27 protein-coding genes are annotated in these 25,655 nt (G+C 68.8%); 10 read left to right on the top strand and 17 right to left on the bottom strand.

Features of this window, described 5'->3' with window-relative positions; genetic code table 11:
• Nucleotides 1-8: 8 nt before the first annotated feature.
• The 7 genes from FHP25_RS09650 to FHP25_RS09620 form a co-directional block, all read right to left on the bottom strand.
• Nucleotides 9-485 (bottom strand): UPF0262 family protein, encoded by a 477-nt coding sequence (locus FHP25_RS09650; protein ID WP_147846712.1) that lies wholly within the window; start codon nt 483-485, stop codon nt 9-11.
• 60 nt (nt 486-545) lie between these two features.
• Nucleotides 546-1,865 carry a histidinol dehydrogenase gene (gene hisD / locus FHP25_RS09645; protein ID WP_147846711.1) on the bottom strand — a complete coding sequence of 440 codons (1,320 nt, stop codon included), beginning with the start codon at nt 1,863-1,865 and terminating at the stop codon, nt 546-548.
• A gap of 14 nt (nt 1,866-1,879) precedes the next feature.
• Entirely contained in the window at nt 1,880-2,596 is a 717-nt protein-coding gene (hisG, locus tag FHP25_RS09640; protein WP_231712265.1) for an ATP phosphoribosyltransferase, read from the bottom strand.
• Between the two features lie 54 nt (nt 2,597-2,650).
• Nucleotides 2,651-3,106: a DUF2948 family protein gene (locus FHP25_RS09635; protein WP_147846710.1), complete on the bottom strand. Its 456-nt coding sequence runs from the start codon at nt 3,104-3,106 to the stop codon at nt 2,651-2,653.
• A gap of 8 nt (nt 3,107-3,114) precedes the next feature.
• Nucleotides 3,115-4,398: a UDP-N-acetylglucosamine 1-carboxyvinyltransferase gene (gene murA, locus FHP25_RS09630; protein WP_147846709.1), complete on the bottom strand. Its 1,284-nt coding sequence runs from the start codon at nt 4,396-4,398 to the stop codon at nt 3,115-3,117.
• A gap of 12 nt (nt 4,399-4,410) precedes the next feature.
• Nucleotides 4,411-4,965 (bottom strand): dCTP deaminase, encoded by a 555-nt coding sequence (gene dcd / locus FHP25_RS09625; RefSeq protein WP_147846708.1) that lies wholly within the window; start codon nt 4,963-4,965, stop codon nt 4,411-4,413.
• 73 nt (nt 4,966-5,038) lie between these two features.
• The gene (locus FHP25_RS09620) at nt 5,039-5,227 is read right to left on the bottom strand and encodes a hypothetical protein (RefSeq protein WP_147846707.1); all 189 of its coding nucleotides are present in this window, start codon (nt 5,225-5,227) and stop codon (nt 5,039-5,041) included.
• Nucleotides 5,228-5,291: 64 nt separating this feature from the next.
• Here FHP25_RS09620 and FHP25_RS09615 point away from each other — a divergent pair, with 64 nt between their 5' ends.
• The gene (locus tag FHP25_RS09615) at nt 5,292-6,218 is read left to right on the top strand and encodes a haloalkane dehalogenase (protein WP_147846706.1); all 927 of its coding nucleotides are present in this window, start codon (nt 5,292-5,294) and stop codon (nt 6,216-6,218) included.
• On the opposite strand, the gene coaA is transcribed toward FHP25_RS09615, so the two are convergent.
• Nucleotides 6,190-7,188: a type I pantothenate kinase gene (coaA, locus tag FHP25_RS09610; protein WP_147846705.1), complete on the bottom strand. Its 999-nt coding sequence runs from the start codon at nt 7,186-7,188 to the stop codon at nt 6,190-6,192. The genes FHP25_RS09615 and coaA overlap by 29 nt on opposite strands.
• Before the next feature lie 126 nt (nt 7,189-7,314).
• Here coaA and FHP25_RS09605 point away from each other — a divergent pair, with 126 nt between their 5' ends.
• Complete coding sequence (locus tag FHP25_RS09605; protein WP_147846704.1) at nt 7,315-8,442, top strand: FUSC family protein; 1,128 nt, start codon at nt 7,315-7,317, stop codon at nt 8,440-8,442.
• Between the two features lie 42 nt (nt 8,443-8,484).
• On the opposite strand, the gene pcaG is transcribed toward FHP25_RS09605, so the two are convergent.
• Together pcaG and pcaH are read right to left on the bottom strand one after the other, a co-directional pair.
• Nucleotides 8,485-9,057, bottom strand: a complete 573-nt coding sequence (pcaG, locus tag FHP25_RS09600; RefSeq protein WP_218578298.1) for a protocatechuate 3,4-dioxygenase subunit alpha — start codon at nt 9,055-9,057, stop codon at nt 8,485-8,487.
• A gap of 1 nt (nt 9,058) precedes the next feature.
• Nucleotides 9,059-9,760: a protocatechuate 3,4-dioxygenase subunit beta gene (gene pcaH, locus FHP25_RS09595; RefSeq protein ID WP_147846702.1), complete on the bottom strand. Its 702-nt coding sequence runs from the start codon at nt 9,758-9,760 to the stop codon at nt 9,059-9,061.
• 147 nt (nt 9,761-9,907) lie between these two features.
• Here pcaH and FHP25_RS09590 point away from each other — a divergent pair, with 147 nt between their 5' ends.
• The 3 genes from FHP25_RS09590 to FHP25_RS09580 all read left to right on the top strand — a co-directional run bounded on the left by FHP25_RS09590 (nt 9,908) and on the right by FHP25_RS09580 (nt 13,748).
• On the top strand, nt 9,908-10,660 hold the full coding sequence (locus FHP25_RS09590) for an SDR family NAD(P)-dependent oxidoreductase (protein ID WP_147846701.1): 753 nt from the start codon (nt 9,908-9,910) through the stop codon (nt 10,658-10,660).
• 10 nt (nt 10,661-10,670) lie between these two features.
• On the top strand, nt 10,671-11,555 hold the full coding sequence (locus FHP25_RS09585; protein WP_147846700.1) for an NAD(P)-dependent oxidoreductase: 885 nt from the start codon (nt 10,671-10,673) through the stop codon (nt 11,553-11,555).
• A 147-nt stretch (nt 11,556-11,702) separates the two neighbouring features.
• Nucleotides 11,703-13,748 carry a vWA domain-containing protein gene (locus FHP25_RS09580; RefSeq protein ID WP_178133418.1) on the top strand — a complete coding sequence of 682 codons (2,046 nt, stop codon included), beginning with the start codon at nt 11,703-11,705 and terminating at the stop codon, nt 13,746-13,748.
• A 149-nt stretch (nt 13,749-13,897) separates the two neighbouring features.
• On the opposite strand, the gene FHP25_RS09575 is transcribed toward FHP25_RS09580, so the two are convergent.
• Complete coding sequence (locus FHP25_RS09575) at nt 13,898-15,724, bottom strand: acyclic terpene utilization AtuA family protein (protein WP_147846698.1); 1,827 nt, start codon at nt 15,722-15,724, stop codon at nt 13,898-13,900.
• A gap of 118 nt (nt 15,725-15,842) precedes the next feature.
• Nucleotides 15,843-16,622: an enoyl-CoA hydratase gene (locus FHP25_RS09570; protein WP_218578297.1), complete on the bottom strand. Its 780-nt coding sequence runs from the start codon at nt 16,620-16,622 to the stop codon at nt 15,843-15,845.
• Nucleotides 16,623-16,725: 103 nt separating this feature from the next.
• On the opposite strand from FHP25_RS09570, the gene FHP25_RS09565 reads away from it, so the two are divergent.
• From FHP25_RS09565 to FHP25_RS09555, 3 genes are all read left to right on the top strand, one after another.
• Complete coding sequence (locus FHP25_RS09565; protein ID WP_178133417.1) at nt 16,726-17,670, top strand: PaaI family thioesterase; 945 nt, start codon at nt 16,726-16,728, stop codon at nt 17,668-17,670.
• Nucleotides 17,667-18,143 (top strand): PaaI family thioesterase, encoded by a 477-nt coding sequence (locus FHP25_RS09560; RefSeq protein ID WP_147846695.1) that lies wholly within the window; start codon nt 17,667-17,669, stop codon nt 18,141-18,143. Before FHP25_RS09565 ends, FHP25_RS09560 begins: the two co-directional genes overlap by 4 nt.
• A gap of 188 nt (nt 18,144-18,331) precedes the next feature.
• The gene (locus FHP25_RS09555) at nt 18,332-19,441 is read left to right on the top strand and encodes an ARPP-1 family domain-containing protein (protein ID WP_147846694.1); all 1,110 of its coding nucleotides are present in this window, start codon (nt 18,332-18,334) and stop codon (nt 19,439-19,441) included.
• A 21-nt stretch (nt 19,442-19,462) separates the two neighbouring features.
• Here the strand turns inward: FHP25_RS09555 and FHP25_RS09550 are convergent, their stop codons facing one another.
• The 5 genes from FHP25_RS09550 to FHP25_RS09530 all read right to left on the bottom strand — a co-directional run bounded on the left by FHP25_RS09550 (nt 19,463) and on the right by FHP25_RS09530 (nt 23,960).
• Nucleotides 19,463-20,035, bottom strand: coding sequence for a helix-turn-helix domain-containing protein (locus tag FHP25_RS09550; RefSeq protein ID WP_147846693.1), 573 nt, complete (start codon nt 20,033-20,035; stop codon nt 19,463-19,465).
• Between the two features lie 30 nt (nt 20,036-20,065).
• Nucleotides 20,066-20,863, bottom strand: coding sequence for a phosphodiesterase (locus tag FHP25_RS09545; RefSeq protein WP_147846692.1), 798 nt, complete (start codon nt 20,861-20,863; stop codon nt 20,066-20,068).
• Between the two features lie 87 nt (nt 20,864-20,950).
• A complete protein-coding gene (locus FHP25_RS09540) occupies nt 20,951-21,499 on the bottom strand; it encodes a tetratricopeptide repeat protein (RefSeq protein WP_147846691.1) in 549 nt (182 codons plus the stop codon).
• 68 nt (nt 21,500-21,567) lie between these two features.
• The gene (chrA, locus tag FHP25_RS09535) at nt 21,568-22,983 is read right to left on the bottom strand and encodes a chromate efflux transporter (protein WP_147846690.1); all 1,416 of its coding nucleotides are present in this window, start codon (nt 22,981-22,983) and stop codon (nt 21,568-21,570) included.
• The gene (locus tag FHP25_RS09530) at nt 22,980-23,960 is read right to left on the bottom strand and encodes a chromate resistance protein ChrB domain-containing protein (RefSeq protein WP_231712263.1); all 981 of its coding nucleotides are present in this window, start codon (nt 23,958-23,960) and stop codon (nt 22,980-22,982) included. The genes chrA and FHP25_RS09530 overlap by 4 nt, the downstream gene beginning before the upstream one ends.
• A gap of 96 nt (nt 23,961-24,056) precedes the next feature.
• On the opposite strand from FHP25_RS09530, the gene FHP25_RS42450 reads away from it, so the two are divergent.
• Nucleotides 24,057-25,010 carry a Fe-Mn family superoxide dismutase gene (locus tag FHP25_RS42450; protein ID WP_147846688.1) on the top strand — a complete coding sequence of 318 codons (954 nt, stop codon included), beginning with the start codon at nt 24,057-24,059 and terminating at the stop codon, nt 25,008-25,010.
• Nucleotides 25,011-25,025: 15 nt separating this feature from the next.
• Entirely contained in the window at nt 25,026-25,478 is a 453-nt protein-coding gene (locus FHP25_RS09520) for a chromate resistance protein ChrB domain-containing protein (protein WP_147846687.1), read from the top strand.
• Nucleotides 25,479-25,655: the final 177 nt, after the last annotated feature.

Here is a 25,655-nt window from a genome sequence, read left to right as displayed (position 1 = left end):
GGAGCCCGTCAAGCCCGGGCGAGCAAGGCACAGATCAGCGTGAACAGCCGCCGCGACGTGTCGAAATCGACGTCGATCTTGCCGGCCAGGCGCTCGCGCAGCACTTCGGAGCCCTCGTTGTGCAAGCCCCGGCGGCCCATGTCCAAGGCCTCGATCTGCGACGGGCTGAGCTTTTTGATCGCCGCATAGTAGCTTTCGCAGATCATGAAATAGTCCTTCACGACCTTGCGAAACGGGGTCAACGACAACACGATGTCGCGCAGCTTGCGGCCGCTTTCGTGGCGGACGTCGAACACCAGCCGGCTTTCGTGGATGGCGAGATGCAGGCGGTACGGACCATCGAGCCCGGCCAGCGTGAAGCTGTTCTCCTCCAGCAGGTCGAAGATCGCCACCTGACGCTCGTGCTCGGCTTCCGCCGACCGCGCCGCCATCGTGTCCTCGTCGAGCACGATGTCGATGACCCGGTCCTGGCGTGCGGCCGACATGGTGCTAGCAATCCTCCCGCACGGGTCCGGCATGTGCGGCACGCGTTCCTGACATGAGCATCATGCCCGGTTCGTCCGGATGGAGACGGAGCGGCCATGCGCCGGCAGGCCCTCGGCCGCCGCCAGGGTCACGGCGGCCGGACCGATCCGGGCCAGCGCTTCGGCATCGCAGGACACGATGGATGTGCGCTTCAGGAAATCGGCTACACCCAGTCCCGAGGAGAAGCGCGCCGTACGCGATGTCGGCAGCACGTGGTTGGTGCCGGCGACGTAGTCGCCCACCGCCTCCGGCGTATGGCGGCCGAGGAAGATCGCGCCGGCATGGCGGATACGGCGCATGAGCGTCTCGGCGGGCCCTGGCTCCAGGCACAGCTCGACGTGCTCGGCGGCGATGCGGTCGATGATGGGCGCAGCGTCGAGCAGCGACGGCACCAGGATCACCGCGCCGTTGCCTTGCCAGCTTTTGGCAGCCCGTTCCGCCGTATCGAGCCGCTTCAGCTCCCCCGTCACCGCGCGGCAGACGGCATCGGCAAACGCGGCATCGTCGCAGATCAGGATCGACTGCGCGGCCTCATCATGCTCGGCCTGCGACAGCAGGTCGGCGGCGATCCAGGACGGGTCGTTGGCAGCATCGGCAACCACCAGGATCTCCGACGGGCCGGCGATCAGGTCGATGCCCACCTTGCCGAACACCAGCCGCTTGGCGGCGGCGACATAGGCATTGCCCGGGCCGACGATCTTGTCGACCGGCGCGATCGTGGCTGTGCCATAGGCCAGCGCCGCCACCGCCTGCGCCCCGCCGATACGGTAGATCTCGTCGATGCCGGCGACGCGCGCCGCGCACATCACCAGGGGATCGAGCGCCCCGCCCGGCGTGGGCATGACCATGGCGATGCGGCGCACGCCGGCAACCTTGGCGGGAATAGCATTCATCAGCAACGATGACGGATATGCCGCCTTGCCGCCGGGCACGTAGAGGCCGACGGCGTCCAGGGCCGTGAAGCGCGCGCCCAGGCGCACGCCCTGCGCGTCCACGAAGTCGAGGTCGGTGGGCAGCAGCCGCCGGTGATAGGCCTCGATGCGGGAAGCTGCGAACTCGATCGCGGCACGCGCCTCGGGCGCCGCCGCCGATGCCGCCGCATCGATCTCGGCAGCGCTCAGGCGCAGGGTGCCGGGTGTCACCGCGATGCGATCGAAGCGCGTGGTATATTCGATGACAGCGGCATCGCCGCGCCGGCGTACGTCGGCCACGATATCGCGCGCCACGGCATCGACATCGGCGCCGCTGTCGCGATCGCGCGCCAGGAAGGCGGCGAACGCCGTCTCGAAGTCCGGCGCACGGGCATCGAGCCGCAGAGGCCCGTCAGAGTCGACAGACATGGTCGCGCTCCGCCTCAGGCCGCATCGGCGACGGCGCCATGGGCGGCGGCGCGGAAGCGCTCGATCCAGGCGCCGATGGCCTCCGGCCGCGTCTTGAGCGCCGCCCGGTTGACGATGAAGCGCGACGAGACTTCGGCGATGCGCTCGATCTCCTTCAGGCCGTTCTCCTTGAGCGTTCGGCCGCTGGAGACCAGGTCGACGATTCGGTGGCAGAGTCCCAGGGTCGGGGCCAGCTCCATGGCGCCGTTGAGCTTGATGCACTCGGCCTGCACACCGCGGGCTGCGAAGTGCCGCTTGGTCAGCTCGGGGTACTTCGTGGCGATGCGGATATGGCTCCAGCGCGACGGGTCGTCGCTTGCCGCCAGATCGGCCGGCTCGGCCACAGACAGCCGGCAGCGGCCGATGCCGAGATCGACCGGGGCGTAGATCTCGGTGAAGTCGAACTCCATCAGCACGTCGCTGCCGCAGATGCCCAGATGCGCCGCGCCGAAGGCGACGAACGTCGCGACGTCGAAGGAACGCACCCGGATGATGTCGATATCCGGCCGGTTGGTCGTGAAGCGCAGCGCGCGGGAATCCTCGTCGTGGAACGACGGTTCCGGGTCGATCCCGGCGGCATGCAGCACCGGCGCGGATTCGGCCAGGATCCGGCCCTTGGGCAGGGCCAGGATCAGCTTGTCGCTCGCGCTTTCAGCCATCGGGGCGCCACGGCCCCCCACCACGTCGTTCACGTCGCACACTCCGGGAGACCGGCTCCGGCAGGATGGGCCGGTCGCCTACCATACTCAGCGGGCGGCGTCGACCTCGGCGCCGGGGTGTTCCGGGCGCCACCTCGTGGGCCAAGGCTCGCCCAGATCCTCCAGGTGGCACAATAGCTTAGGCGCCTCCAGCCGGATCGTGCGGTGGGCGGCGAAGCGCAGCAGCACGGTGGTTTTTTCCGGCTCGACGGCCTCGACCCCCACCGACAGCAGCTCCAGGATGCGATCGGGCTCGCCCAGCGGCATGTCCACATGCCGCACCCCGCCCAGCTCGTGGAAGACCAGGGCGCTGTGGGTCCGCGACCAGGCGCCGTCGGCATCGGCCGGCACTTCCCAGCGGAAGCGGTTGGCGACCAGCACCAGCCGCTTCTCGTCGGCGAACCAGCCGATATCCTTGATCGCGACCAGAGCGTCCTGCATGGCGGCGGAGATCACCTGCAGGTCGTCGGCATCGAAGGCGCGCAGCCGGAGCTTGCCGGTCATGGCCCGCCTCAACCCTTGACCCGTTCGATATCGGCGCCGCAGGCCGCGAGCTTCTCCTCGAGGCGCTCGTAGCCGCGGTCGAGGTGGTAGACACGATGCAGCGTGGTGTCGCCCTTGGCCGCCAGGGCAGCAATGGCCAGCGACACCGAAGCGCGCAGGTCCGTGGCCATCACCTCGGCTCCGCGCAGCTCCCGCACGCCGCGCACCATCGCCGAGGCGCCATGGATGTTGATGTTGGCGCCCATGCGCATCAGTTCCGGCACGTGCATGAAGCGATTCTCGAAGATCGTCTCGGTGATCATGGCGGCCCCCTCCGCCCGGCACATCAGCGCCATCATCTGCGCCTGCAGGTCGGTGGGGAAGCCCGGATAGGGTTCGGTCATCACGTCGACCCCGTGCAGCGCGCCGTTGCGGCGCGACACCCGGAAGCCCGCGTTGGTCGGCGTGCATTCCACCCCGGCGCCGCGCAGCGTGTCGATCGCCGACTCGAGCAGGTCGATGCGGCCGCCCACCAGCTCGACGTCGCCCGCGGTCATCGCCACGGCCATGGCGAAGGTGCCGGTCTCGATCCGGTCGGGGATGACCGCGTGCGTGGCCGCGCGCAGGCGCTCGACGCCGTCGATCCGCAGCGTCTCGGTGCCCACGCCCTGGATCCGGGCGCCCATGGCGATCAGGCAGTGCGCCAGATCGGTGATCTCGGGCTCGCGCGCGGCATTGTCCAGGATGGTGGTGCCGCGGGCGATTGAGGCGGCCATCATCAGGTTCTCGGTGGCGCCCACCGAGACCTTGGGGAAGACATACTTCGCGCCGCGCAGCCCGTGCGGCGCCGTCGCCACCATGTAGCCGCCGTCGAGCTCGATCGTGGCGCCCAGCGCCTGCAGGCCGGCGATGTGCAGGTCGACCGGACGGGTGCCGATGGCGCAGCCGCCGGGCAACGACACTCGTGCCTGGCCGCAGCGTGCCACCAAGGGCCCCAGCACCAGCACCGAGGCGCGCATCTTGCGCACGATGTCGTAGGGCGCGGTGGTCGACGTGATCTTCGCCGCGTTCAGGGTCAGCGTCTTGCCATGGCGATGACCGTTCTCGCCCGGCGCCGCTTCGACCTCGACGCCATGCTGCTGCAGCAGAGCGATCATGGTGCCGATATCGGCCAGCCGCGGCACGTTGTGCAGGACGAGCGGCTGATCGGTCAGCAGCGCCGCGGCCATCAGCGGCAGCGACGCGTTCTTCGATCCGGAAATCTGGATGGCGCCCTGCAGCGAGACGCCTCCGCGTACGCGAATACGATCCATTACCCGTGCCCTTCAGATCCGCGGCAGCGTCACGCCGCGCTGCCCCTGGTACTTGCCCGCCTTGTCCCGATACGACGTCTCGCAGGGCTGGTCCCCCTGCAGGAACAGGAACTGGCAGGCGCCTTCGTTGGCGTAGATCTTGGCCGGCAACGGCGTGGTGTTGGAGAACTCCAGCGTCACGTGGCCTTCCCACTCAGGCTCCAGGGGCGTCACATTCACGATGATGCCGCAGCGGGCGTAGGTCGACTTGCCGACGCAGATCACCAGCACGTCGCGCGGGATGCGGAAATATTCGACCGTGCTGGCCAACGCGAAGCTGTTGGGTGGGATGATGCAGACGTCGGTCTGGCGATCGACGAAGCTGTTGGCGCTGAACTCCTTGGGGTCGACCACGGCGCTGTCGACATTCGTGAATATCTTGAACTGGTCGCCCACGCGCGCGTCATAGCCGTAGGAGGAGACCCCGTAGGAAATGACGCCATCGCGCTTCTGGCCATCCACATAGGGCTCGATCATGCCGTGCTCGAGCGCCATCTTGCGGATCCAGCGATCCGACATGATCGCCATGCCACCACCCCTGTTGGCGCCGCCGGAGGGGACCGCGGCGCGTTTGCGGTTGTAGCGCCGCGTCCCCGAGGGCTCAACCGCTTCGCTGGGGATCGTCCGGCTTGGCCTGGCCGCCTGGCCCGTTGTCGTCAGCCTTGGCGCGCGTCTGCGCCTTGCGCCGGCGCAGATTGTCGCGCAGCGCCTGGGCCAGCCGGCGCTCGCGTTCGGCCCGCTCGGCGGCGCGGCCGCCGCCGGCTTTGGGCCTGTCCTGCTCGTCAGTCATAACGAGTTGACTTGTAAGGCTTTTCGGGCTCGCTTCAAGTCGGACAATAGCCCAGGAGACCACCGTGGCCGCTGCCCTGCGCACCCCCGACGATCGCTTCGCCGGCCTGCCCGGCTTTCCCTTCGCGCCGCACTACCTCGACGACCTTGGTGATCCTTTCACCGGGCTGCGATTGCATTACCTGGACGAAGGGCCGCACGACGCCGCCACCACCTTCCTGTGCCTGCACGGCCAGCCGACCTGGTCCTACCTCTATCGGCGGATGATCCCCGTCTTTTCGGCTGCTGGGCATCGGGTCGTGGCCCCGGACCTTCCCGGCTTCGGCCGGTCCGACAAGCCCAGCGACGAAGCGGTCTACACGTTCAGCTTCCATCGTGCGTTCCTGATGCGTTTCATCGAGCGGCTGGACCTGCGCAATATCTGCCTGGTCTGCCAGGACTGGGGCGGCCTGCTGGGCCTGACCCTGCCGATGGACATGCCTGGCCGCTTCACGCGGCTGCTGGTGATGAACACCATGCTGGCGACCGGCGACGCGCCGCTGGGCGAGGCGTTCCTGGCCTGGCGCGCCTTCAGCAACCGGTCACCCGACATGGCGGTCGGCGCCCTGCTCAAGCGCGCCTGTCCGCACCTGAGCGACGCCGAAGCCGCCGCCTACGATGCGCCCTTTCCTGACGCGCGCCACAAGGCCGGCGTGCGCCGCTTCCCCAACCTGGTATGCGACCATCCCGAAGCCGACGGCGCCGCCCTGTCGCGCCGCGCACGGGACTGGTGGCGCACCGACTGGTCGGGACAAAGCTTCATGGCGGTGGGCATGAAGGACCTGGTGCTGGGCCCACCGGTGATGGCCGACCTGCGCCGGCATATCCGCGGCTGCCCGCCGCCGATGGAGATCGCCGATGGCGGCCACTTCGTGCAGGAATGGGGCGCCGCGATCGCCAGCGCAGCGCTGAAGGCGTTCCAGGCTACAGCTTCCGCAGCATCACCTCGTTGACCAGATGGCTTTGTCCCTTGTGCAGGATGAGGTTGGCACGCTGGCGGGTGGGCAGGATGTTCTCGCGCAGGTTCACCAGGTTGATCCGGTTCCAGATCGATGTCGCGGTGGCGACGGCCTCATCCTCGTCGAGCGCGGCGTATTTGTGGAAATGTGAGCGCGGGTCCCGGAAGGTGGTCTGGCGCAGGGTCATGAAGCGCGCGATATACCAGCGCTTCAGCACGTCCTCGTCGGCATCGACATAGATCGAGAAGTCGAAGAAATCCGAGACGAAGGGAATGGCCTTGCCGTCGCGCGGCAGGCGCGCCGGCTGCAGCACGTTCAGGCCTTCGAAGATCAGGATATCGGGCCGGTCGACCACCACCTGCTCGCCGGGGATCACATCGTAGGTGAGGTGCGAATAGACCGGCGCCGCGACATGGCGCTTGCCCGCCTTGACGTCGTGCAGGAAGCGGCGCAGGGCCGGCATGTCGTAGCTTTCGGGAAAGCCCTTGCGCTCCATCAGCTGCTCGCGCTCGAGCACCGCCTTGGGGAACAGGAACCCGTCCGTCGTCACGAGGTCGACCTTGGGCATGTCCGGCCAGCGTGCCAGCAGGGCCTGCAGCACGCGCGCCGTGGTCGACTTGCCGACCGCCACCGACCCCGCGATGCCGATGATGTACGGCACCCTGCCGTCGCTCGTGCCCAGGAAGCGGCGACGGCCCTGGGAAAGCGCCTGGCTCGCCGCGACATGCAGCGCCAGCAGCCGCGACAGCGGCAGGTAGATCTCGTCGATCTCCCTCAGGTCGAGCCGGTCATTGAGGGAGCGCAGCCTGGCGAGATCCTCGGGTTGCAGGGTGCCGGGGGTATGCTCACGCAATGCCGCCCATGCGAGGCGCGTGAAGCGCTGGTACGGCGATGGCTCCGGACCGCCGTTGTCGTCGGCGCTGATGTTGCGGGCATGGGCAAGATGGCGCGAATTGGGTGTCATGCCTCATCCTAGGCACAGGCCGGCTTCCACAGCCAGCCGAACCGTCAGGCAGGGCGCAATCCCGTGCCGCGGTGCTCCAACCTGAGCCATACTCGCGCACCGCAGCCCTGATCCGGGGAGAGGTGCATGGAACCAATCGCGAAGGCGTGGCGACAGGCCGGCGGATGGATCGGGCGTCGTCAATCGGAGCTGCGCCTGGCGGGGCGCGTCACCGTGGCCGGCGTCGTCGCCTTCGCGATCGGGCATTTGCTCAACCTGCCGCAAGCCTATTGGGCGGTGTTCACGGCCGTGATCGTGATGCAGGCCAGCGTCGGCGGCTCGCTGAAGATGGCCATGGACCAGCTCCTGGGCGCGCTCATCGGCGGCGCCTACGGCGCCGTGGTTGCGCTGGCTGTACCGCACACCGAGCCGGTGACGGTCGGCGTGGCGCTGACCGCCGCTCTGGCGCCCCTGGCCCTGCTGGCAGCCCTGCGCGTCAATTTCCGGGTTGCGCCGATCACCGCGATCATCGTGCTGCTGGGCACCACCAGCATGCATGCGGGGCCCGTCGAGGCGGCCCTGGACCGGGCGCTGGAAGTGGCGCTGGGCGGCACCGTCGGCATCGTCGTTTCGCTGTTCGTGCTGCCGGCCCGGGCTCACGGCGTGCTGGCAAGCGCCGCCGGCCGCACGCTGCTGCTGCTCGCCACCCTGCAGCGCACCCTGCTGGCCGGCTTGATCCAGCGTGCCGATCCCCATGATGTCCAGCGCCAGCTGGATGCGATCCGCGGCGCCATCAACAAGGTCGAAACCGCGACCGAGGAGGCGCGGCGAGAGCGGCGCAGCCATCTGACGGACGCGCCCGACCCCGAGCCTTTCCTGCGCACGCTGCTGCGCCTGCGGCACGACCTGGTCATGATCCGCCGCACCGCCGGAGCCCCCCTGCCCGAACCGGTGGCCTCACGCCTGACGCCGGCGCTGGCGCGTGTCTCGTCGGCAACCGACGCCTTCATGACCGGCACCGCAAGCGCGCTCTCCAGTCGCCGGCATCCACCGTCCTTGGCCGAGGTCGACGCCGCTTTCGATGCCTACACGGCGGATCTGCTGACGCTGCGCGGCGAGGGGGTGACCCGGGCCCTGCCCGTCGACGCCATCGGCCGTCTCTACGCCTTCAGCTTCGCGCTGGAGCAGCAGCGCCAGAATTTCCGCGATATGGCCAACCGAACCATCGAGTCGGCACAGCATGAGGCCGGCGTGGCGCCCGCCACCCCGGCCTGAGAGTCGATACCGGCGCTGCCGCCGCCTGCGGCAGCCGCCGGATCAGCAGTCGAAGAACACCGTCTCGGCATCGCCGCGCATGGCGATGTCCCAGCGATACTCGGCAGCGCCGTCTGCCCGCGTGGCGACGAGGGTGGCGCGGCGGGCCTCCTCGATCAGGGCCAGCACCGGATCGGCATCGTTGGCGCCGGCCTCGTCGGAGAAATAGATGCGCGTGTAGAGATGGCGCAGCATGCCGCGCATGAAAAGCGCCACCACGATGTGCGGCGCCTGCAGGCTGTTGCCGGGACCGGGCACCGCACCGGGCTTGATGGTGGTGAAGCGGAAGACGCCGTCCTTGTTGGTGGCGATGCGGCCGAAGCCGGCAAATACCTTGTCCTTGGGCTTGTCCTGGGTGTCTTCGGCGTGGGCATACCGGCCGTGGGCGTCGGCCTGCCAGACCTCCAGCATGGCGTCCGGGATCGGGGCGCCATCGGCATCGAGCACGCGGCCGGTAATCACGATGCGCTCGCCGGCCGCGGCCCCCGCGGCCAGATCGACCGTGTCAAGCCAGGTCAGGCCCAGGGCGAAAAAGGGGCCGACAGTCTGCGACGGCGTGGGCGTAAGCTTGGCCATCTCAGGCCTCCATCGGCGTGGCATCGCGGCCGCGCAGCACGATATCGAAGCGGTAGCCCAGCGCGAACTCCGGCACCGTGGCGTCGATGTCGAAACTGCAGATCATGCGCTCCCGCGCCCGTGCGTCGGTGACGCAGTTGAAGATCGGATCGAGCGGCAGCAACGGATCGCCGGGGAAGTACATCTGCGTCACCAGGCGGGTCATGAAGCTCGGGCCGAACAGCGAGAAATGCAGGTGCTGCGGCCGCCAGGCATTGTGGTGATTGCGCCACGGATAGGCGCCCGGCTTGATGGTGGTGAACGTGTAGATGCCGTCAGCATCGGTGATCGCGCGCCCGGCGCCGGTGAAGTTCGGATCCAGGGGCGCATCGTGCTGGTCGTTGTCGTGCCGGTAGCGGCCCGTGGCGTTGCACTGCCAGAGCTCGACCAGCGTGTGTGGCACCGGCCGGCCGTCGCCGTCCAGCACGCGGCCGGTGACGATGATGCGCTCGCCGATCGGCGCGCCGTCATGTCCCTTGGTCAGATCGTTGTCGTCCGGTCCGACCCGGTCATGGCCGAACACCGGCCCCGTCACCTCGCTCAGGGTCTGCGGCAGCAGCACCAGCTTCCTGCCCGGCGCGCGCTTCACCGATGACGCATAGGCCGGATGCAGATATTCCGGCTGCGTGCCCGGCACGATCCGTCGATAGCCGATCACGTCCATGCGCTCCTCCCGTGTCCGCCTCACAGCGCACCTATCCCGGGCGCCGCCGACGGTCAATCCCGGCCGGCACACAGCCCGGAAATGCCTTGGCCAACACCCCCTGCAGCGTCAAGTATCCAACGGCAACCCGAGACGAGAGGAAGGCTGATGAACAGGCTCACGGGCAAGGTCGCTTTCATCACCGGCGCGGCCGGCGGAATTGGACGCGCGATCTGCGCGCGCTATATCGAGGAAGGCGCCTCGATCGCGGCCGTCGACATCCTGGCCGACGGCGTGCAGGAGTCGCTGCAGGCCGCATCGGCCGGCGATCGTGGCTTCGCCCTGGTCTGCGATATCACCGATCCCGACAGCGTGCGCGCCGCGGTCGCCAAGACAGTCGCACGCTTCGGCCGGCTGGATGTGCTGTGCAACGTGGCCGGCGGCTCCAGCGCCGCCGACGCGCGGGTCACGGACGCGCCCGACTCCGAGTTCTGGCGCGTCATCAAGCTCGACCTCTACGGCACGTTCCTGTGCTGCAAGCACGCGATCCCCGAGATGATCAAGGCGGGCGGCGGCTCGGTCATCAACATGTCGTCCATGGTGGCGCAGATGGCGCTGCCGGAGCGCGACTGCTACACAGCTGCCAAGGGCGGCGTCTCATCCCTCACGCGCTCCATGGCGGCCGAGTATGCCGCCAACAAGATCCGCGTGAACGCGATCGCGCCCGGCCTCGTGCTGACGCCGCGCATCGCGCGCCTGCTTGCCGAGCGTCCCGAGCTTCGCGGCCTGTCCGACACGCACTTGCTGGGCCCCTGCCAGCCGCTCGACATCGCGCAGATGGCGGTCTACCTCGGCTCCGACGAAGCGCGCGTGGTCACCGGGCAGGTCCTGCCGGTCGACAGCGGCGTCACCATCCATTGAGGAGCCGGCCATGACCATCCGGAAAGTGGCGGTGATCGGCGTCGGGGCCATGGGCAACCCCATGGCCCGGCGCATCCACGCGGCCGGCTACGAACTCACCGTCTGCGATACCAGCGACAAGGCGCTGGCGCCCTTCGCCGAGCTCGGTGTCGCCACGACCACGCGGGCGGCCGATTGCGCCGGCTGCGACGTGGTGATCATCCTCGTCGCGACGCCCGACCAGGCGCGACAGGTGGCGCTGGGTGAAGGCGGCCTGCGCGCCGGACTGTCCGGGACACCGCCCCTGCTCGTGGTCATGGGCACGGTGGCGCCGGCCTCGATGCACGAGCTGCAGCGCGAGCTGGAGCCTTTGGGCATCCGTGTCGTCGACGCGCCGATCAGCGGCGGCGTGGTCAAGGCACGCGACGGCACGCTGGCGATCATGATGGGCGGCCGCGCCGACGACCTGGACGCCCTGCAGCCCCTGATGGCGAGCATGGGCACGAGCCTGTTCCGATGCGGTGCGCTGGGCGCGGGCCAGGCGACCAAGATCGTCAACAACGCCATGGGCATCGCCAGCATCATGGTCGCGGCCGAAGCCTACCGCATCGGACTCGACAATGGCCTTCGCCTCGAGGACGCGGTGCCGGTGTTCGAGGCCAGCAGCGGCCGGAACTTCTTCACCCACGGCGCTCGCGATGCCAGCGACGCCTACGCCGCCTGGGCGCCGACACGAGCCGATTTCAACTCGCTGCAGGCCATCATACGCAAGGACCTCGACCTGGCGCTGGCGATCGGCGGCGATGCGGCGTCGCTGCCGGTCATGCGTGCCCTGCGCGCCATGCTCGACGGCATCGGCGATGAGACGTTCGAGACTTGGCGCACGGTGGCGCGCGCCGGCACGCCCGTGAGCTGAGGCGGAGACGACCGTCATCCCGAGCGCAGCGAAATGGATCCTCGATCCATAAAGATCCTCGCTTCGCTCGGGATGACAGCCTTTGTTTGCATGGAACGGGCATTGCGACGATAGTCCCGCCGGTTTCTCACCGGAGGTGATATGCGCGTGCGCGTCAGTGCCTGGTTGTCCGTCGTCGTCGTTGCCACCCTCGCTGCCACCTTTCCCTCCGGTCCCACGACCGCCCAGCCCACCGCCAGCAAGAACGCCGACGGGCCGCCGCGGACCATCATCGTGCTCGACGCCTCCGGCAGCATGCTGGCCCCGGTGGGCGGGCGGCCCAAGATCGCGATCGCGCGCGAGGCGCTGGGTGACCTGCTGAAGGGTTGGGACCCCAAGGTCGAGGTCGGGCTGATGGCCTACGGGCACCGGCGCAAGAACGATTGCAGCGATATCGAGCTGCTGGTGCCCGCCGGCAGGCTCGATGTGACGCGCGTCATGACCGTCGTCGGCGGCATTCAGCCCAAGGGCATGACGCCGCTGTCGGAGGCCGTGAGGCAGGCGGCCCAGTCGCTGCGCTTCACCGAGCAGAGCGCCACGGTGATCCTGATCAGCGACGGCATCGAGACCTGCAAGGCCGATCCCTGCGCCGTGGGCGCCGAGCTCAAGAAGCTGGGTGTCGACTTCCGGACCCACGTCATCGGCTTCAACGTGCAGCGCCAGGACGAAGGCGGCCTGCGCTGCCTTGCCCGCGCGACCGGCGGCACGTACTTCAGCGCCAAGGATGCAGCCGCGCTGCACGAAGCGCTGACACAGGCCGGACGCGCGGCCGCCGCGCCGACACCGCCGCCGGTACCGGCGCGCCCGGCACCCAACCCGGCACTGCCCAAGGCAACGCTGACAGCACCGGCATCCGTGACCGCCGGCAGCGCGCTTTCGGTCGCCTGGACCGGCCCGAACGCCAAGGGCGACTACATCGCCTTTGTCGCGCCCGGCACCGAGGGCGACAGCGGCAACATGACCGAGACAGCTGCCGGCAATCCAGCGCCGTTGCGGGCGCCGGACAAGCCCGGCCGCTACGACGTCGTCTATGGCAATGCCGCGGGCAAGGCGCTGGCACGCCAGCCGATCGACGTGACGCCGGCGCTGGCCACGCTGGAAGCGGTCGAGACGATCACGATCGGCGGCACGGTCGATGTCGGCTGGACCGGCCCCAACGGCCCCGGCGACTTCATCACGGTCGTGCCGCCGGCCGCCGACAAGAGCGCCTATCGCGACTACGCCGACACGCGCAATGGCAGTCCGGCCAAGGTGCGCGTGCCGGACAAGGCGGACACCTACGAGATCCGCTACGTCACCGGCGAGACCAACCAGATCCTGGCGCGACGCACGGTCGTGGCGGCTCCCGCCCAGGTCGAGCTGCAGGCGGTGGAAAGCGCGCCCGCCGGCAGCCGGATCAAGGTGGTCTGGACCGGCCCCAACAACGCCGGCGACTTCATCACCCTGGTCAAGCCCGACGCGGCCAGGAGTGAGTACACCGACTACTTCAACACCCGGGATGCCAGCCCTGACGGGCAGACGCTGCGCCTGCCCGACCAGCCCGGCACCTATGAGCTGCGCTACGTCACCGGCCAGAGCAACGAGGTCCTCGCCCGCCACCGCATCGTGGCCACCACGACGCGGGCCACGATCGAGGCGGCGGCCAACGGCCCGGCCGGGGCACACATCAAGGTGAAATGGACCGGCCCCAACGGCGACGGCGACTTCATCACGGTGGTGAAGCCCGACGAGCCGAAGAGCGCCTACGGCACGTACTTCAACACCAGGGACGCCGACCCGGACGAGCAGACGCTGAAGCTGCCCGGCCAGCCCGGCAGCTATGAGCTGCGCTACGTCACCGGCCAGAGCAACGAGGTCGTGGCCCGCAGGCCGATCACCGTCACTGCCGTCACAGCGACGCTGGCGGCGCCGGCGTCCGCGCCGACCGGCGCCCGCATCCGGGTGACGTGGACCGGGCCCAACAACGAGGGCGACTTCATCACTGTCGTACGCCCCGACGCAGAGAAGAGCGCCTATACCGAGTACTTCAACACCAACGGCACCGAGCCCGAGGACGGCAAGCTGGTCCTGCCGGCCGATCCGGGCGCATACGAGCTGCGCTACGTCACCAGCGACAGCGAGGTGCTGGCGCGACGGCCGATCGTCGTGAAGTGAACATCTTCACCTCTCCCGCAGGCGGGAGAGGTCGACGAACGCGAAGCGTTCGGCGGGTGAGGGCTTAGAGACGAGGCATCTTGTCTGTAGCCCTCACCCTCCCACGCTGCGCGTGGGCCCCTCCCTCTCCCGCTCGCGGGAGAGGGGATTCAGGCCGCCTTCTGTGCTGCCTTGAGCTCCCCGGCAACCGCCGGTGGCACGCGCACGGGCATGTCGAGCAGCATCTGGGCGAAGGCCTTGGCCAGCGGATCCGCCTTGATCGAGGCCATGCCGCCACCGCCCAGGGCTTCGCGCAGCAGGAAATTGAAGCCGCCGATGCCGGGCAGACGCCAGCGCGTCACCTTGCCGTTGATGCGGTGCGCGAACCACTTCGCCACCGCCTCTTCCGTCACCTCGGCATCGAGGATCGGCTCGTAGGCCGGCTTGCGCGCGAAGATGCCGATATTGGCGTTGTCGCCCTTGTCGCCGGAGCGGCCATAGGCCAGCGCCACCAGCGGCACGGTCTCGGTCGCAGCGTCGGGGCCTGTCATCGGCAACGGCGGCGCCGGCGGTGCCTCCTGCGGCAGCAGGCCGGCATGAAAGCCGCCCGGCGGCGCACCAGGGTCGACCGCGATGGTCCTGCCCTCCAGCTCGACCGTGACCGGCACCATCGTCTTGGGCACCAGGCAGGAGAACATGCGGATCACCGGCGAGGGCGCGACCCGGCCGGCGCCAAATGATCCCGACATGCCGACCACGCCGCCGGTCGCCATGGGCGCGATCTCGCGGCCCAGCAGCCCCAGCGCCTCCTTCTGATCGTGCCGTGCCGCGATCTTGACCACCACCTCGCGCGCATCGGCGGCGCGGCTGTGCGGGCCGTAGGTGTCCTCGCCGCCGATCACCTCGATGCTGACCTCGCGGTAGTCGCCCAGGTTCTTCTCGCGGAACATGCGGCGCGTCTTCTTGATGATCATCTCGGCGCTGTGGCGGCCCTTGGCCACCGCGTCGATGCCGCTGAGCATGAAGATCGAGGCGAACTTGAAGCCGTCCGGCCAGGTGGTCGAGACCTTGTAGCTGTCGGTCGGCGCCCGTCCCGTCACGCCTGAGATCCGCACCTTGTCCTTTCCGACCTGCTCATAGCGCGCCTGCGTGAAGTCGCAGGCCACGTCGGGCACCATGTAGGCGCGCGGATCGCCGATCTCGTAGAGCATCTGCTCGGCGACCGTGGCGGTGGTGATCAGGCCGCCGGTGCCGTCGGGCTTGGAAAGCACGAAGCTGCCGTCGGCCGAGACCTCGGCGATGGGAAAGCCCATGTTGTCGTAGTCCGGCACCAGCTGCCAATCGGTGAAGTTGCCGCCGTTGCACTGCGCGCCGCACTCCAGGATATGCCCGGCCAGGGTGCCGGATGCGAGCCGGTCGTAGTCTTCCATCGTCCAGCCGAACTCGTGGATCAGCGGCCCCAGGGTGACGGCCGAGTCGACGCAGCGGCCGGTGATCACCACGTCGGCCCCCTCGGCCAGCGCCCGCGCGATGGGGAAGCCGCCGAGATAGGCATTCATGCTGGTGATCTTCGCCGGCAGCGGCGCATCGCCATCCATCTCCTTGATGCCGGCGTCACGGAACCGCTGCACCTGCGGCATCAGGTCGTCGCCTTGCACGACCGCCACCCTCAGCTTCACGCCGGCGGCCTCGCAGGCCTTCAGCACGGCGTCGCGGCAGGCCTGCGGATTCACGCCGCCGGCGTTGGTCACCACCTTGATCTTCTTGTCGGCGATCTCGCGCGCCAGCGGCGCCATGACCGCGGTCGCGAAGTCGGTGGCATAGCCCGCCTGCGGGTTGCGCATCTTCTGCGCCGCCATGATCGACATCGTGACCTCGGCCAGATAGTCGCTGACGAGGTAGTCGATCTTGCCGTGGCGCACGAGCTGGATGGCCGCCGTCTCCGTGTCGCCCCAGAAGCCTGAGCTGCCGCCGATGCGGACCGTCTTGCCGCCCATGATCATTCCTCCCGATCCATACCTGAAAACTGTCATTCGAAGCGCAGCGAGGAATCTTCCGCGAACGGAGACTCCATACACGGGAGATGTCTCGCTGCGCTCGACATGACGGTGTGACCTACCCGCGCTTGCGGTTGATGAAGGCGGTCATCTTCTCGGTGTGCTCGCCCGTGGTCACGGACTGCGCGAAGGAGTCGATGCCGACCTGGATGGCGCCGGACAGCGGCAGCTCCTCCCAGCGCCGCATCAGCGCCTTCTGCGCCCGGATCGCCTTGGGCGTGCCTTCGAGGATCGACTGCACGCAACGATCGATCGCGGCGCCGATCTCCGCGGTCTTCACGACCTGCTCGAGAAGGCCCCACTCTTCGGCCTTGCGGGCGCCGATGTTCTCCGCCGCCATCAGAAGCCATGAGGTGCGTCCCCATCCGATCAGGCGCGGCAGCAGCGCCGCCTCGATCACCGAGGGGATGCCGACCCTGACCTCGGGCATGCCGAACGCGGCGCTTTCCGTGGCGATGCGGATATCGCACGCCGCCGCCACCTCGAGCCCCGCCCCCAGCGTGTAGCCTTCGAGCCGCGCGATCACCGGCACCGGGCAATCACGGATCGCCTGGCAGAGCTTGTGGATCGACGTGATGAAGGCACGCCCCTCGTCGGCGGTCTTCAGCGCCGCCATGTGCTTGATGTCGGCGCCGCCGATGAAGGCCTTGCCGCCGACACCCGAGAAGACGACCACGCGCACCTGCTCGTCGCGGGCGATGTCCTCGAACGCCCGCACGAGGTCGGCCAGCGCCGGCGGGTTCACGATGTTGAGCCGCCGCGCATTGTCGTACATCACATGGGCGACGATGCCGCCGTTGCGGGACTCGCGGACGATCTCGACCTTGTGCTCTGCCACGGTGCGCTCCTTGCTGTCCGCAGGGCGGAAATCGGCCGGCCGCTTCCGTCCCTGCACCTTTTCCCGTAATACAGCGCGAACGTCCGTTCAAAGAGGATTTGTCGTGCCGGATACGCTGCTGGCGCCCGATCTGTCGGGCTACAAGCTCTATGACCCGAGCGATCCGTTCGAGGACTATGTTGGGCCGATCTATTACCAGCGCCAGAACGACGGCATTCATTGCGTGATGCCGACCCAGGAGCGGCACGCCAATGGTGGCGGCGTCCTGCATGGCGGGGTGCTGCTGACCTTCGCCGACTACGCGCTGTGCTCGGCTGCCGGCTACGCCGCATCGGGCGGACAGATGCCGGGCAGCTTCGCCATGACGCTGAGCCTGACTGTCCAGTTCCTTGCTGGCGGCCAGATCGGCCCGGCTATCGAATCAATGGGCGAAGCCACCCAGGTCACTGGCCGGCTCGCCTTCGTGCGCGGCTCGGTCACGCAGCAGGGGCGCCGGCTCGCCACCTATAGCGGCGTGTGCCGGCATGTCGCGCGCGACAAGGCCATGGGACGGCGCAACGACAGCGGCCTGGCGGTCGTGCCCGGCGGCACGCGCCCACCCGGGCCGCCTGCCGACGTGCCGCTGCCGGAGGGCTATGCGCCCGTGCTGCGGCCCAGCCCGTTCACCACCCTGCTGGGCCCCACCTTCTACCGGCAGGCCGGCGATCAGGTGCATGTGCTGCAGCCGACCTTCCCCTACATGCAGAACTCGGGCGCGTCCTTCCATGGCGGCATGCTGATGACCTTCGCCGACAACGCGCTCTGCACCAGCATCACGGCCAACACGGGCAAGGCGCCCTACACCGCCACCTTCTCGGCCGAGTTCCTGGCCGGCAGCAGCACGCTGGGCGTCCCGCTGGAATCGACGGTCGACCTGGCGCGGGTCACCCGTTCGCTGGGCTTCACCACCGGGCTCGTGACCCAGGGCGGCAAGAAGCTGCTGAGCTACAGCGCCTCGGTGGCGCTGAAGGACTGGGACGGCGCCAAGCGCGCCGGGTCGGCGGCATGACGCCGCCCGACGCCGGCAATGCAGCCGCTGCCGCCGATGTCCCGCCGCATTTCGAGCTGCTGCGCGATGCCAGCGGCTTCGGCGGGCTGGTCGGCCCGCTCTACATACGCAAGCCCCGGGACGGCCGCACCTTCGCCTGGGGCTTCCGTGTCGCCGACAAGCATCTCAATATCGGCGGCATCGTGCATGGCGGCATGCTGGTCACCTTCGCGGACCAGTGCCTGGGCGCGCTGGCGTTCTTCGCCGCCGGCAAGCAGCCCAGCTCGACGGTCGACCTGGCCGCCAGCTTCGTCGCGCCGGGGCGGCCGGGCGACTGGATCGAATGCACCGGCGCGGTCAGCCGGGTGACGCGCGAGCTGGTCTTCGTCACCGGCCGGGTCACCGCCGATGATCGCACCCTGGTTGAGCTCAAGGGCATCTGGAAGCGGCTCGACCGGTGGCTGGGCGAAAAGCCTTCCAAGTCACCACGTTGAGCATTACTGGCGAGGTCGAAAGAGACCTTGCCCATGCCAGTAAACTTCGCCCGGAGCCGACTCGGCGGATGAAATATGCCGCGTGCCGGCAAGAATAGCGGCCGCCACAATCCCGCCGTATCGCCACCGCGCCTTCGCCGAAAACGTGGCGCGACAATCCCTTGTCAAAGACAACGGGAGGCATCGTCATGGCAGTCTCGGGCATTCTGCGCCGATGGGCGCCGTTTGCGTTCGCCGCAGTCGCTTTTGCCGTCACCGCCCCACCCTCGCTGGGCGCCGATCTCAGCGCCGCCGACTACCGCTTCTCCGGCCCCTACACCCACGAAAACCTTACGGTCTTCCTGGTGCACGGCAAGCCGGGGCTCGCCGGCAAGCCACCGATCACGCTGCAGGAAGCGCTGCAGCGCGGCCTGGTGCGGGTCATCGAGACCGGCAGCGTCAACCAGCTCGAGGTCGAGAACGTGGGCGCCGACGCGGTGTTCATCCAGTCGGGCGACATCGTCAAAGGCGGCCAGCAGGACCGTGTGCTATCGGTCGACCTGATCCTGCCACCTCGCTCGGGCAAGGTGTCGATCGCCTCGTTCTGTGTCGAGCAGGGCCGCTGGGCGCCGCGCGACAAGGAGGACGCCAAGACGTTCAGCCGTTCGGCGACAATGCTGCCTTCACGCGAGATGAAGATCGCGGCCCGTGCGCCGCTGATGGCGGCCAATACGCCGACGCCCCAGTCTTCGACCGGCGGACGGCGCGTGCAGGCCAATGATGCCGCCGGCAGCGTCGGCAGCAGCCAGGGTAAGGTGTGGCGCGGCGTCGCCGACATGCAGGAGAAGCTCAAGCGCAATGTCGGGGTCACGGTCGCTGCGCCACAGTCGGCATCGAGCCTGCAGCTCTCGATGGAGAACGAGGCGCTGAAGAAGACAACCGGGGCCTACGTCACGGCGCTCGCGGGTGCGGTCGACGGAACACCCGATGCGATCGGCTTCGTCTTCGCCATCAACGGCCAGATCAACAGCGCCGACGTCTATGGCGCGCCCGAGCTGTTCCGCAAGATGTGGCCCAAGCTGCTGCAGGCCAGCACCATCGAAGCGGTCGCCGAGCGCAAGGACGGCGCCTCGCCGGCGGCACCCTCGGTCGATGCCGTGCGCGCCTTCCTGAGCGCCGCCGAAAGCGGCAAGCGCGCCGACCGGCAGCTCGCGCATGGCGTCACCATCGAAACCCGCGACGCCGACAAGGCGCAGCTGCTGGAGTCGCGCGCCGGCACGGGTGGCGGCTATGTGCATCGCAGCTACGTGCTCAAGTAGCAGCCCTTCTCGGGGCTGAGCTCAGATACACACGACATCCGGCGGCAGCGGCGCTGCTGCCGCCAGGGTGCTGACCAGGCGCGCCTCGCTGCCGTCCTCCAGGCGGAGGCGCTCCCACAGCACGACGCCGGGCGCGATCGGCACCACGGGATCGCGCGTCGCCTGCGTGCGGAAGGCGACGGCGCGGACAGCGCCGTCACGCCAGCCCAGCTCGTCCAGGCGCGCTTCCGCCGCCGCGATGGCCGGTGACGCGAACGGCCAGAGCGACCGGCCGATGAGCGCGGTGGCCGGCGCGCCCCACTCCGCTGTCCGCGCCGGCGAGGCCGCGAGCAGGTGATGGCTCTCGTCGCAGATCAGGTGGACGCGCTGGCTCGACGACTCGACCAGGCGCCGCAGCGCCGCATCGCCCCCGCCCGGCGGTGGGCCGCCGATCAGCGCCATCAGCGCCTGCCGTTGCGCCGGCGACGGCGGATGGATGCCGCGCTCCCAGCGCGAAACCGTCGCCTGCGTCACCGACAGCAGCTCGGCCACGTGGCTCTGCTTCAGGCCACGCAGCAGGCGCTGGCGCTTCAAGGTACGACCGAGCTGCAGCATGTGTCGCTCCAACGGATCCGGCGGCACCCGTCAGAACGGGTACGGCCCGCCGTAGTCGCCGATATAGCTGAGATGGCTGACCAGCCCGGTGCCCGGCCGCCACTGATAGAGGGAGGCGGCAGGCGGCTCGAAGCCGAAGGTGAGCGGCGCGGCAGGATCGAGGTCCAGCGTCAGCTGATGCGCGGTGCTGGGCACTGTCGCGGCGATCGTGCCGGCCCAGCGGACCTGGATCGGCCGGTGCAGGTGACCGCACAGCACCCGCTCGATGTTCGGATGCCGTCGCACGATCCGCGCCAGGCGGTCGGCGCCGTCGCGCAGGCCATAGTCATTGTCCATGACCGCGATGCCGCTGTCGAACGGCGGATGGTGCATGAACAGGATCGTCGGCTGGCTGGACTCGGCCAGCCGCGCGTCGAGCCAGTCGAGCCGGGCCGTGCACAGCTCGCCGTGCCCCTCGCCAGGCACCAGCGTGTCGAGCGCGACCAGCCGCAGCTCATGGCCTTCGACGGTGTATTGCAGGAAGCCCTCGGCGGGCAGATAGCGATGCTCGGCGAACACGGTGCGCAGCGGGTCGCGCGCATCATGGTTGCCGGGGATCAGGTATGCCGGCATCGCGAGCGGCGCCAGCAGCGCCTTGAGGTGGGCGTACTCCGCCGGCGATCCGGCATCGACCAGGTCGCCGGTCACCAGCACCAGATCGGGCCGTGGCTTGAGCGCGTTGAGATGCGCCACCGCTCTGGCGAGATGCGCCGCCGTGTCGACCCGGCCATTATTGGCGAGCTGCCCCTGCGGCTTGATATGCGTGTCCGAGATGTGCGCGATCAGCATCGGTGCGGCCCCCCGCGGCCATGAACCCGTCGGCGGCCTTCATATCAGGCCGACGGGTGGGACGCACCTGTGCCCACAGCGGCGCTGTCACGTCTTCTGCCGCGCCGCCTTGCGCTTCACGTCCTCGATATGGGCGCGCAGGCCTTCGGCGTAGGGGTTGTACTTGAGGCATTCCTCATAGGCGCGGATCGCCGGCTCGTACTGCTCGCGCTCCTCGAAGATCATGCCCAGCCCCGACCAGGCGCCGAAATGGCGCGGCTCGAGCGCCACCGTCTTCTGGATGTCGGCGACCGAGGCCTCGTGGTCGCCCCGCATCCATTGCACCGTGGCGCGCTTGTTCCAGGCCTCGGCGAAATCGGGCGCCTTGTCGATCAAGGCGGTGAAGGTGGCCACGGCGCCGTCGAGGTCGCGGACCTGCATCTGGCCCAGGCCGCGCGCCATCAGCGCATCGAGCGCCGGGTCGCCGGACGCCGTCCACGTCTCCCAGATCGCCTGGATCAGCAGCTGCGCCTGCAGCGGGTCGGTGACCGTCTGGAGCCGGTCGAACAACCCGTCGAGCGAGGGATCCTTCTGGGTGGCCATGGCAGGTGCGTCGAGGCTGGCGGCAAGCATCAGGGCGAGAGCGAGACGGCGCATCGGTCTCTCCGGGCAACGATGCGACTGCAGCCTACACCCCGCCTGTCTCCCGCGCGAGGGCCCTGTCCTCACAACTTCGGCAGGCCGACGAGCAGGTCATAGGCCATGCCCGCCAGCGCGCATGCCCCAAGCACAGGGATCATCCCGGCCTTGAAGCGGAAGACGGCCAGCACCGCGCCGGCCGTCAGCACGAGAGACGGTGCGTTCAGTGATGCAGGCACCGGCACGCTGACAGACATGCCGAGCCAGCTCACGGGTGTCTGCCGGGCGAAGAGGACATGCAGCGCGAACCAGATCGCGAGGTTCAGGATCACACCGACGACCGCAGCCGTGATCGCGCCCAGCGCGGCGGACAACGCTTTGTTGCCGCGCAGCGCTTCGGCGAACGGGGCGCCGAAGAAGATCCACAGGAAGCAGGGCGTGAAGGTCACCCAGGTCGTCAGCAGGCCGCCGAGCGTGCCGGCAATCATGGGATGCAGGCCACCCGGCTCGCGGAAGGCGGCCATGAAGCCGACGAACTGCGTCACCATGATCAGCGGTCCCGGCGTCGTCTCGGCCATGCCCAGGCCATCGAGCATCTCGCCGGGACGCAGCCAGCCGTAGTGGTCGACCGCCTGCTGCGCGACATAGGCCAGCACCGCATAGGCGCCGCCGAACGTCACCACGGCCATCTCGCTGAAGAAGACGGCGATCCTGCTGAACACGTTGCCGCCGCCGAGGAGCACCAGCAGCAGCGCCACCGGCACCAGCCAGAGCAGCAGAAAAGCGCCCGTGACGCGCAGCGACCAGCCAAGCGAGGGGCGAGCATGCGCCGGCGTCTCCTCGCCCAGCAGGGAGTCGCTGTCCATGACCTGCCTGCCGCCGACCTTGCCGTGTCCGCCGCCAGCCAGAAACGCCGGCAGGCCGGCGCGGCCACCGAAGAACCCGATCAGCCCGGCGGCCAGGATGATGATGGGAAACGGCACGTCGTAGAAGAAGATGGCGATGAAGGCGACGGCCGCGATCATCACCATCACATTGTTCTTGAGCGCGCGCCGGCCGATGCGAAGCACCGCCTCGAGCACGATGGCGAGCACCGCGGCCTTCAGTCCGAAGAAGAGGGCCTGCACGACGCCGACATTGCCGACGCCGGCATAGATCCAGCTCAGCACCATGATGGCGAGCACCCCCGGCAGCACGAAGAGCGTGCCGGCGACCAGGCCGCCTTTCGTCTTGTGCATCAGCCAGCCGATATAGATTGCCAGCTGCTGCGCCTCGGGGCCGGGCAGCAGGGTGCAGTAGTTCAGTGCCTGCAGGAACCGGTTCTCGCCGATCCAGCGCTTCTCCTCGACGATGATGCGATGCATGACCGCGATCTGGCCGGCCGGGCCGCCGAAGCTCAGCGCCGCCACCCGGGCCCACACTTTCATGGCCTCGCCGAAGGAGGGATACGCGGACGCCGCGCCGGTGGTGGCGCCGGCCGCGGTCGCCGTGCTGGCGGTCATTTTTTCTTCTCCTTCTTCGCGGCGGCAGCGAAGGCATCGTACAGGCCGTCGAGCAGGTCGGCGCCGCGCGCCAGGCGCGCTGCGTCATCGAGCGGACCGTTCGCCAGCGCGCTCATCAGCGTGGCGACTCCGGCGGTCTCCGGCCGCTCGTAGCGGTCGTCCTTCAGGTCGATGTCGTGCACGACCTCGCCGATGGCGACGAGCGCCGGATCGTCGAGGGACGCGCGGCGCAGCAGGGTCTCGAAGGTGCAGCGATCGCCCTCGTGCGTGAACTCGGCCTCGAACATGTCGAAGCGCAGCTCCTCCGGCTCGGGCTTGTAGCCGCGGCCGTCGACGAACTTGAAGCGCGCCTGCGGATCGATGAAACGCCGGATCAGCCAGGCGCTGGCGATACGGTCGACGGCAACGTTGCGACGCGTCACCCAGGTGCGGTTGAGCCATAGCTTGAGCGCTGCCTCTGTCGTCATGGCCGGGGCCTCCCGCTCAGCGCCACCCGCCAGACGGCGCTGCAGTTCCTCGATGAGGCCAGCCGCGGCGACGCGGCCGGTCGTGCCGAAGAAGTCGATGGCGGCGATCTTCTCGGCACGCTTGGCGAGCCGCTCCACGCGCGTGCGCGCCTCGTCGGCGGCGAGCTCGCGCCAGCCGTCGGCGAGCTGGCGCGCCTCGGCCACGATCTCGTCCCAGTCGGCCGTGCGCGCCGCATCGAACAAAGCGATCACCTGTTGATCGCTCAGCCCGTCGACCAGGCGCGCCTCCACGATGGTGGCCTCGCCGCCCCCGGCGACGATCTCCTGCGCCAGCCACTGGAAATCCTCCAGCGCATCGTCATTGGCCGGCAGGGCGTAGACCGAGTTCTTGACCGCGACGGCGCCCAGGCTCTGCAGCCGGCGCCAGATCTTGACGCGGAAGTAAGCGGGCTGCGGCGGCAACTGGTGCAGCAGCAGAAGCCAGGAACGGGCGATGGATGCGTCGGTCACATCTTCGTGTATAACATATGTTTCTTAAAAAGCAACATTTGTATCATTTCAATCTCGGGCGTATCTCCCCGGTGTGCCCAGGGGAGGAGCAAGCCGATGACCCGCTACGTTCGTGCCCTGTCGTTCAAGCCGTCGCGACTGCACGGCCTGTCGTTGCGGCTGATCGCCAGCCACTACGAAAACAACTACGGCGGCGCGGTGCGGCGGCTGAATGCGATCCGCGCGCAACTGGGCGCGCTGAACGTCGCCGCTGCAGCGGGCTTTGCCCTCAACGGCCTGAAGCGCGAGGAGCTGATCGCGGCCAACTCGGCCGACCTGCACGAGATCTATTTCGATGGGCTGGGCGGTGACGGGACGATCCCGCCTGACATGGAGGCGGCCCTGGCGCGCGACTTCGGCTCAGCCGACGCCTGGCGCCGCGAGTTCGTCGCCATGGGCAAGGCGCTGGGCGGCGGCTCGGGCTGGGTGCTGCTGAGCCTGTCGCTGGGCGACGGCATGCTGCGCAACGTCTGGGCCGCCGACCATACACACAGCATGGCGCTGGGCGTGCCGATCCTGGCGCTCGACATGTACGAGCATGCCTATCACCTCGACTTCGGCGCCAACGCCGGCGCCTATGTCGAGGCCTTCATGTCCAACATCGCCTGGGATCGCATCGCACGCCGCCATGCGGCGGCGACTGCGCTGCTTGCCATGAGCACCCAGCCGGCACCGGATGAGATCGACGGCGTGCCGATGGTCGATATCGACACGGCGCGCGTCCTGACGGCCGATCCTGCCGTGACCGTCATCGATGCCCGCATGGACGACGACTACGCCTTCCAGCACACGGTCCTGCCTGGCGCCCGCCATTTCGCGCCCCAGAAGCTTGATGCGCTGGCGGCGGCGGTGCCGGCCGGCGGCAAGGCACTGGTCTATTGCGCCTACGGCTTCGAGATCGGCCGCAACGCCGCGCAGCGCCTGCGGCAGCAGGGCGTCGATGCCGTGGTCGTGCGCGGCGGCATCGGCGCCTGGCGCGCCGACGGCCTGCCGACCGAGCCGGCTTCATGAGAAGGGAGACGCATCATGAAATGGGTGACCCGCGAGCGGCCCAAGATCGATCGGCTGGCCTGCCCCTGGCTGATCACGCGCTTCATCGACACGCAAGCCGAGTTCCTCTATGTGCCGCCGGCCGAGGTGGCGGTGACCGCGACGAACGCGGGCGCCATTCCCTATGATGTGCCTGGCGTGAAGTTCAGCCATGTCGGCGAGCGCTGCAGCTTCGACGCCTTTCTCGCCGAATATAGCCTCGACGACCCGGCATTGCGTCACCTCGCCACCATCGTGCGCGGCGCCGACACATCGCGGCTGGATCTCACGCCGCAATCATCCGGCCTGTTCGCGATCTCGCTGGGCCTGTCGTCGGTGTTCGCCGACGATCACGCCATGCTGCGCTGGGCCATGATCATGTACGACGCGCTCTACGCCTGGTGTCGCGATCACCAGGATGAGACGCACGCCTGGCCACCCAAGATGTGAGGCGCGCGGTGCCATGACGTCGCCGGCTTCCGAGGCCGCCTTCGCCCGCCCACACGGGATGGGTTCGTCGCCCGCAGCCGCGGCGCGCGTGAGACTGCTGCAGGAGCCGATCGTCGCCACCTTGCTTCACGGACAGCGGTGTGGCGGGGCTCGCGGCCGTGACGGCGCTGGGTCTCG

This window comes from Vineibacter terrae, assembly GCF_008039615.1.
GTDB lineage: Bacteria > Pseudomonadota > Alphaproteobacteria > Reyranellales > Reyranellaceae > Vineibacter > Vineibacter terrae.
The sequence above is the reverse complement of the archived record's forward strand: the minus strand, read 5'-3'. Positions and strand labels throughout refer to the sequence as shown.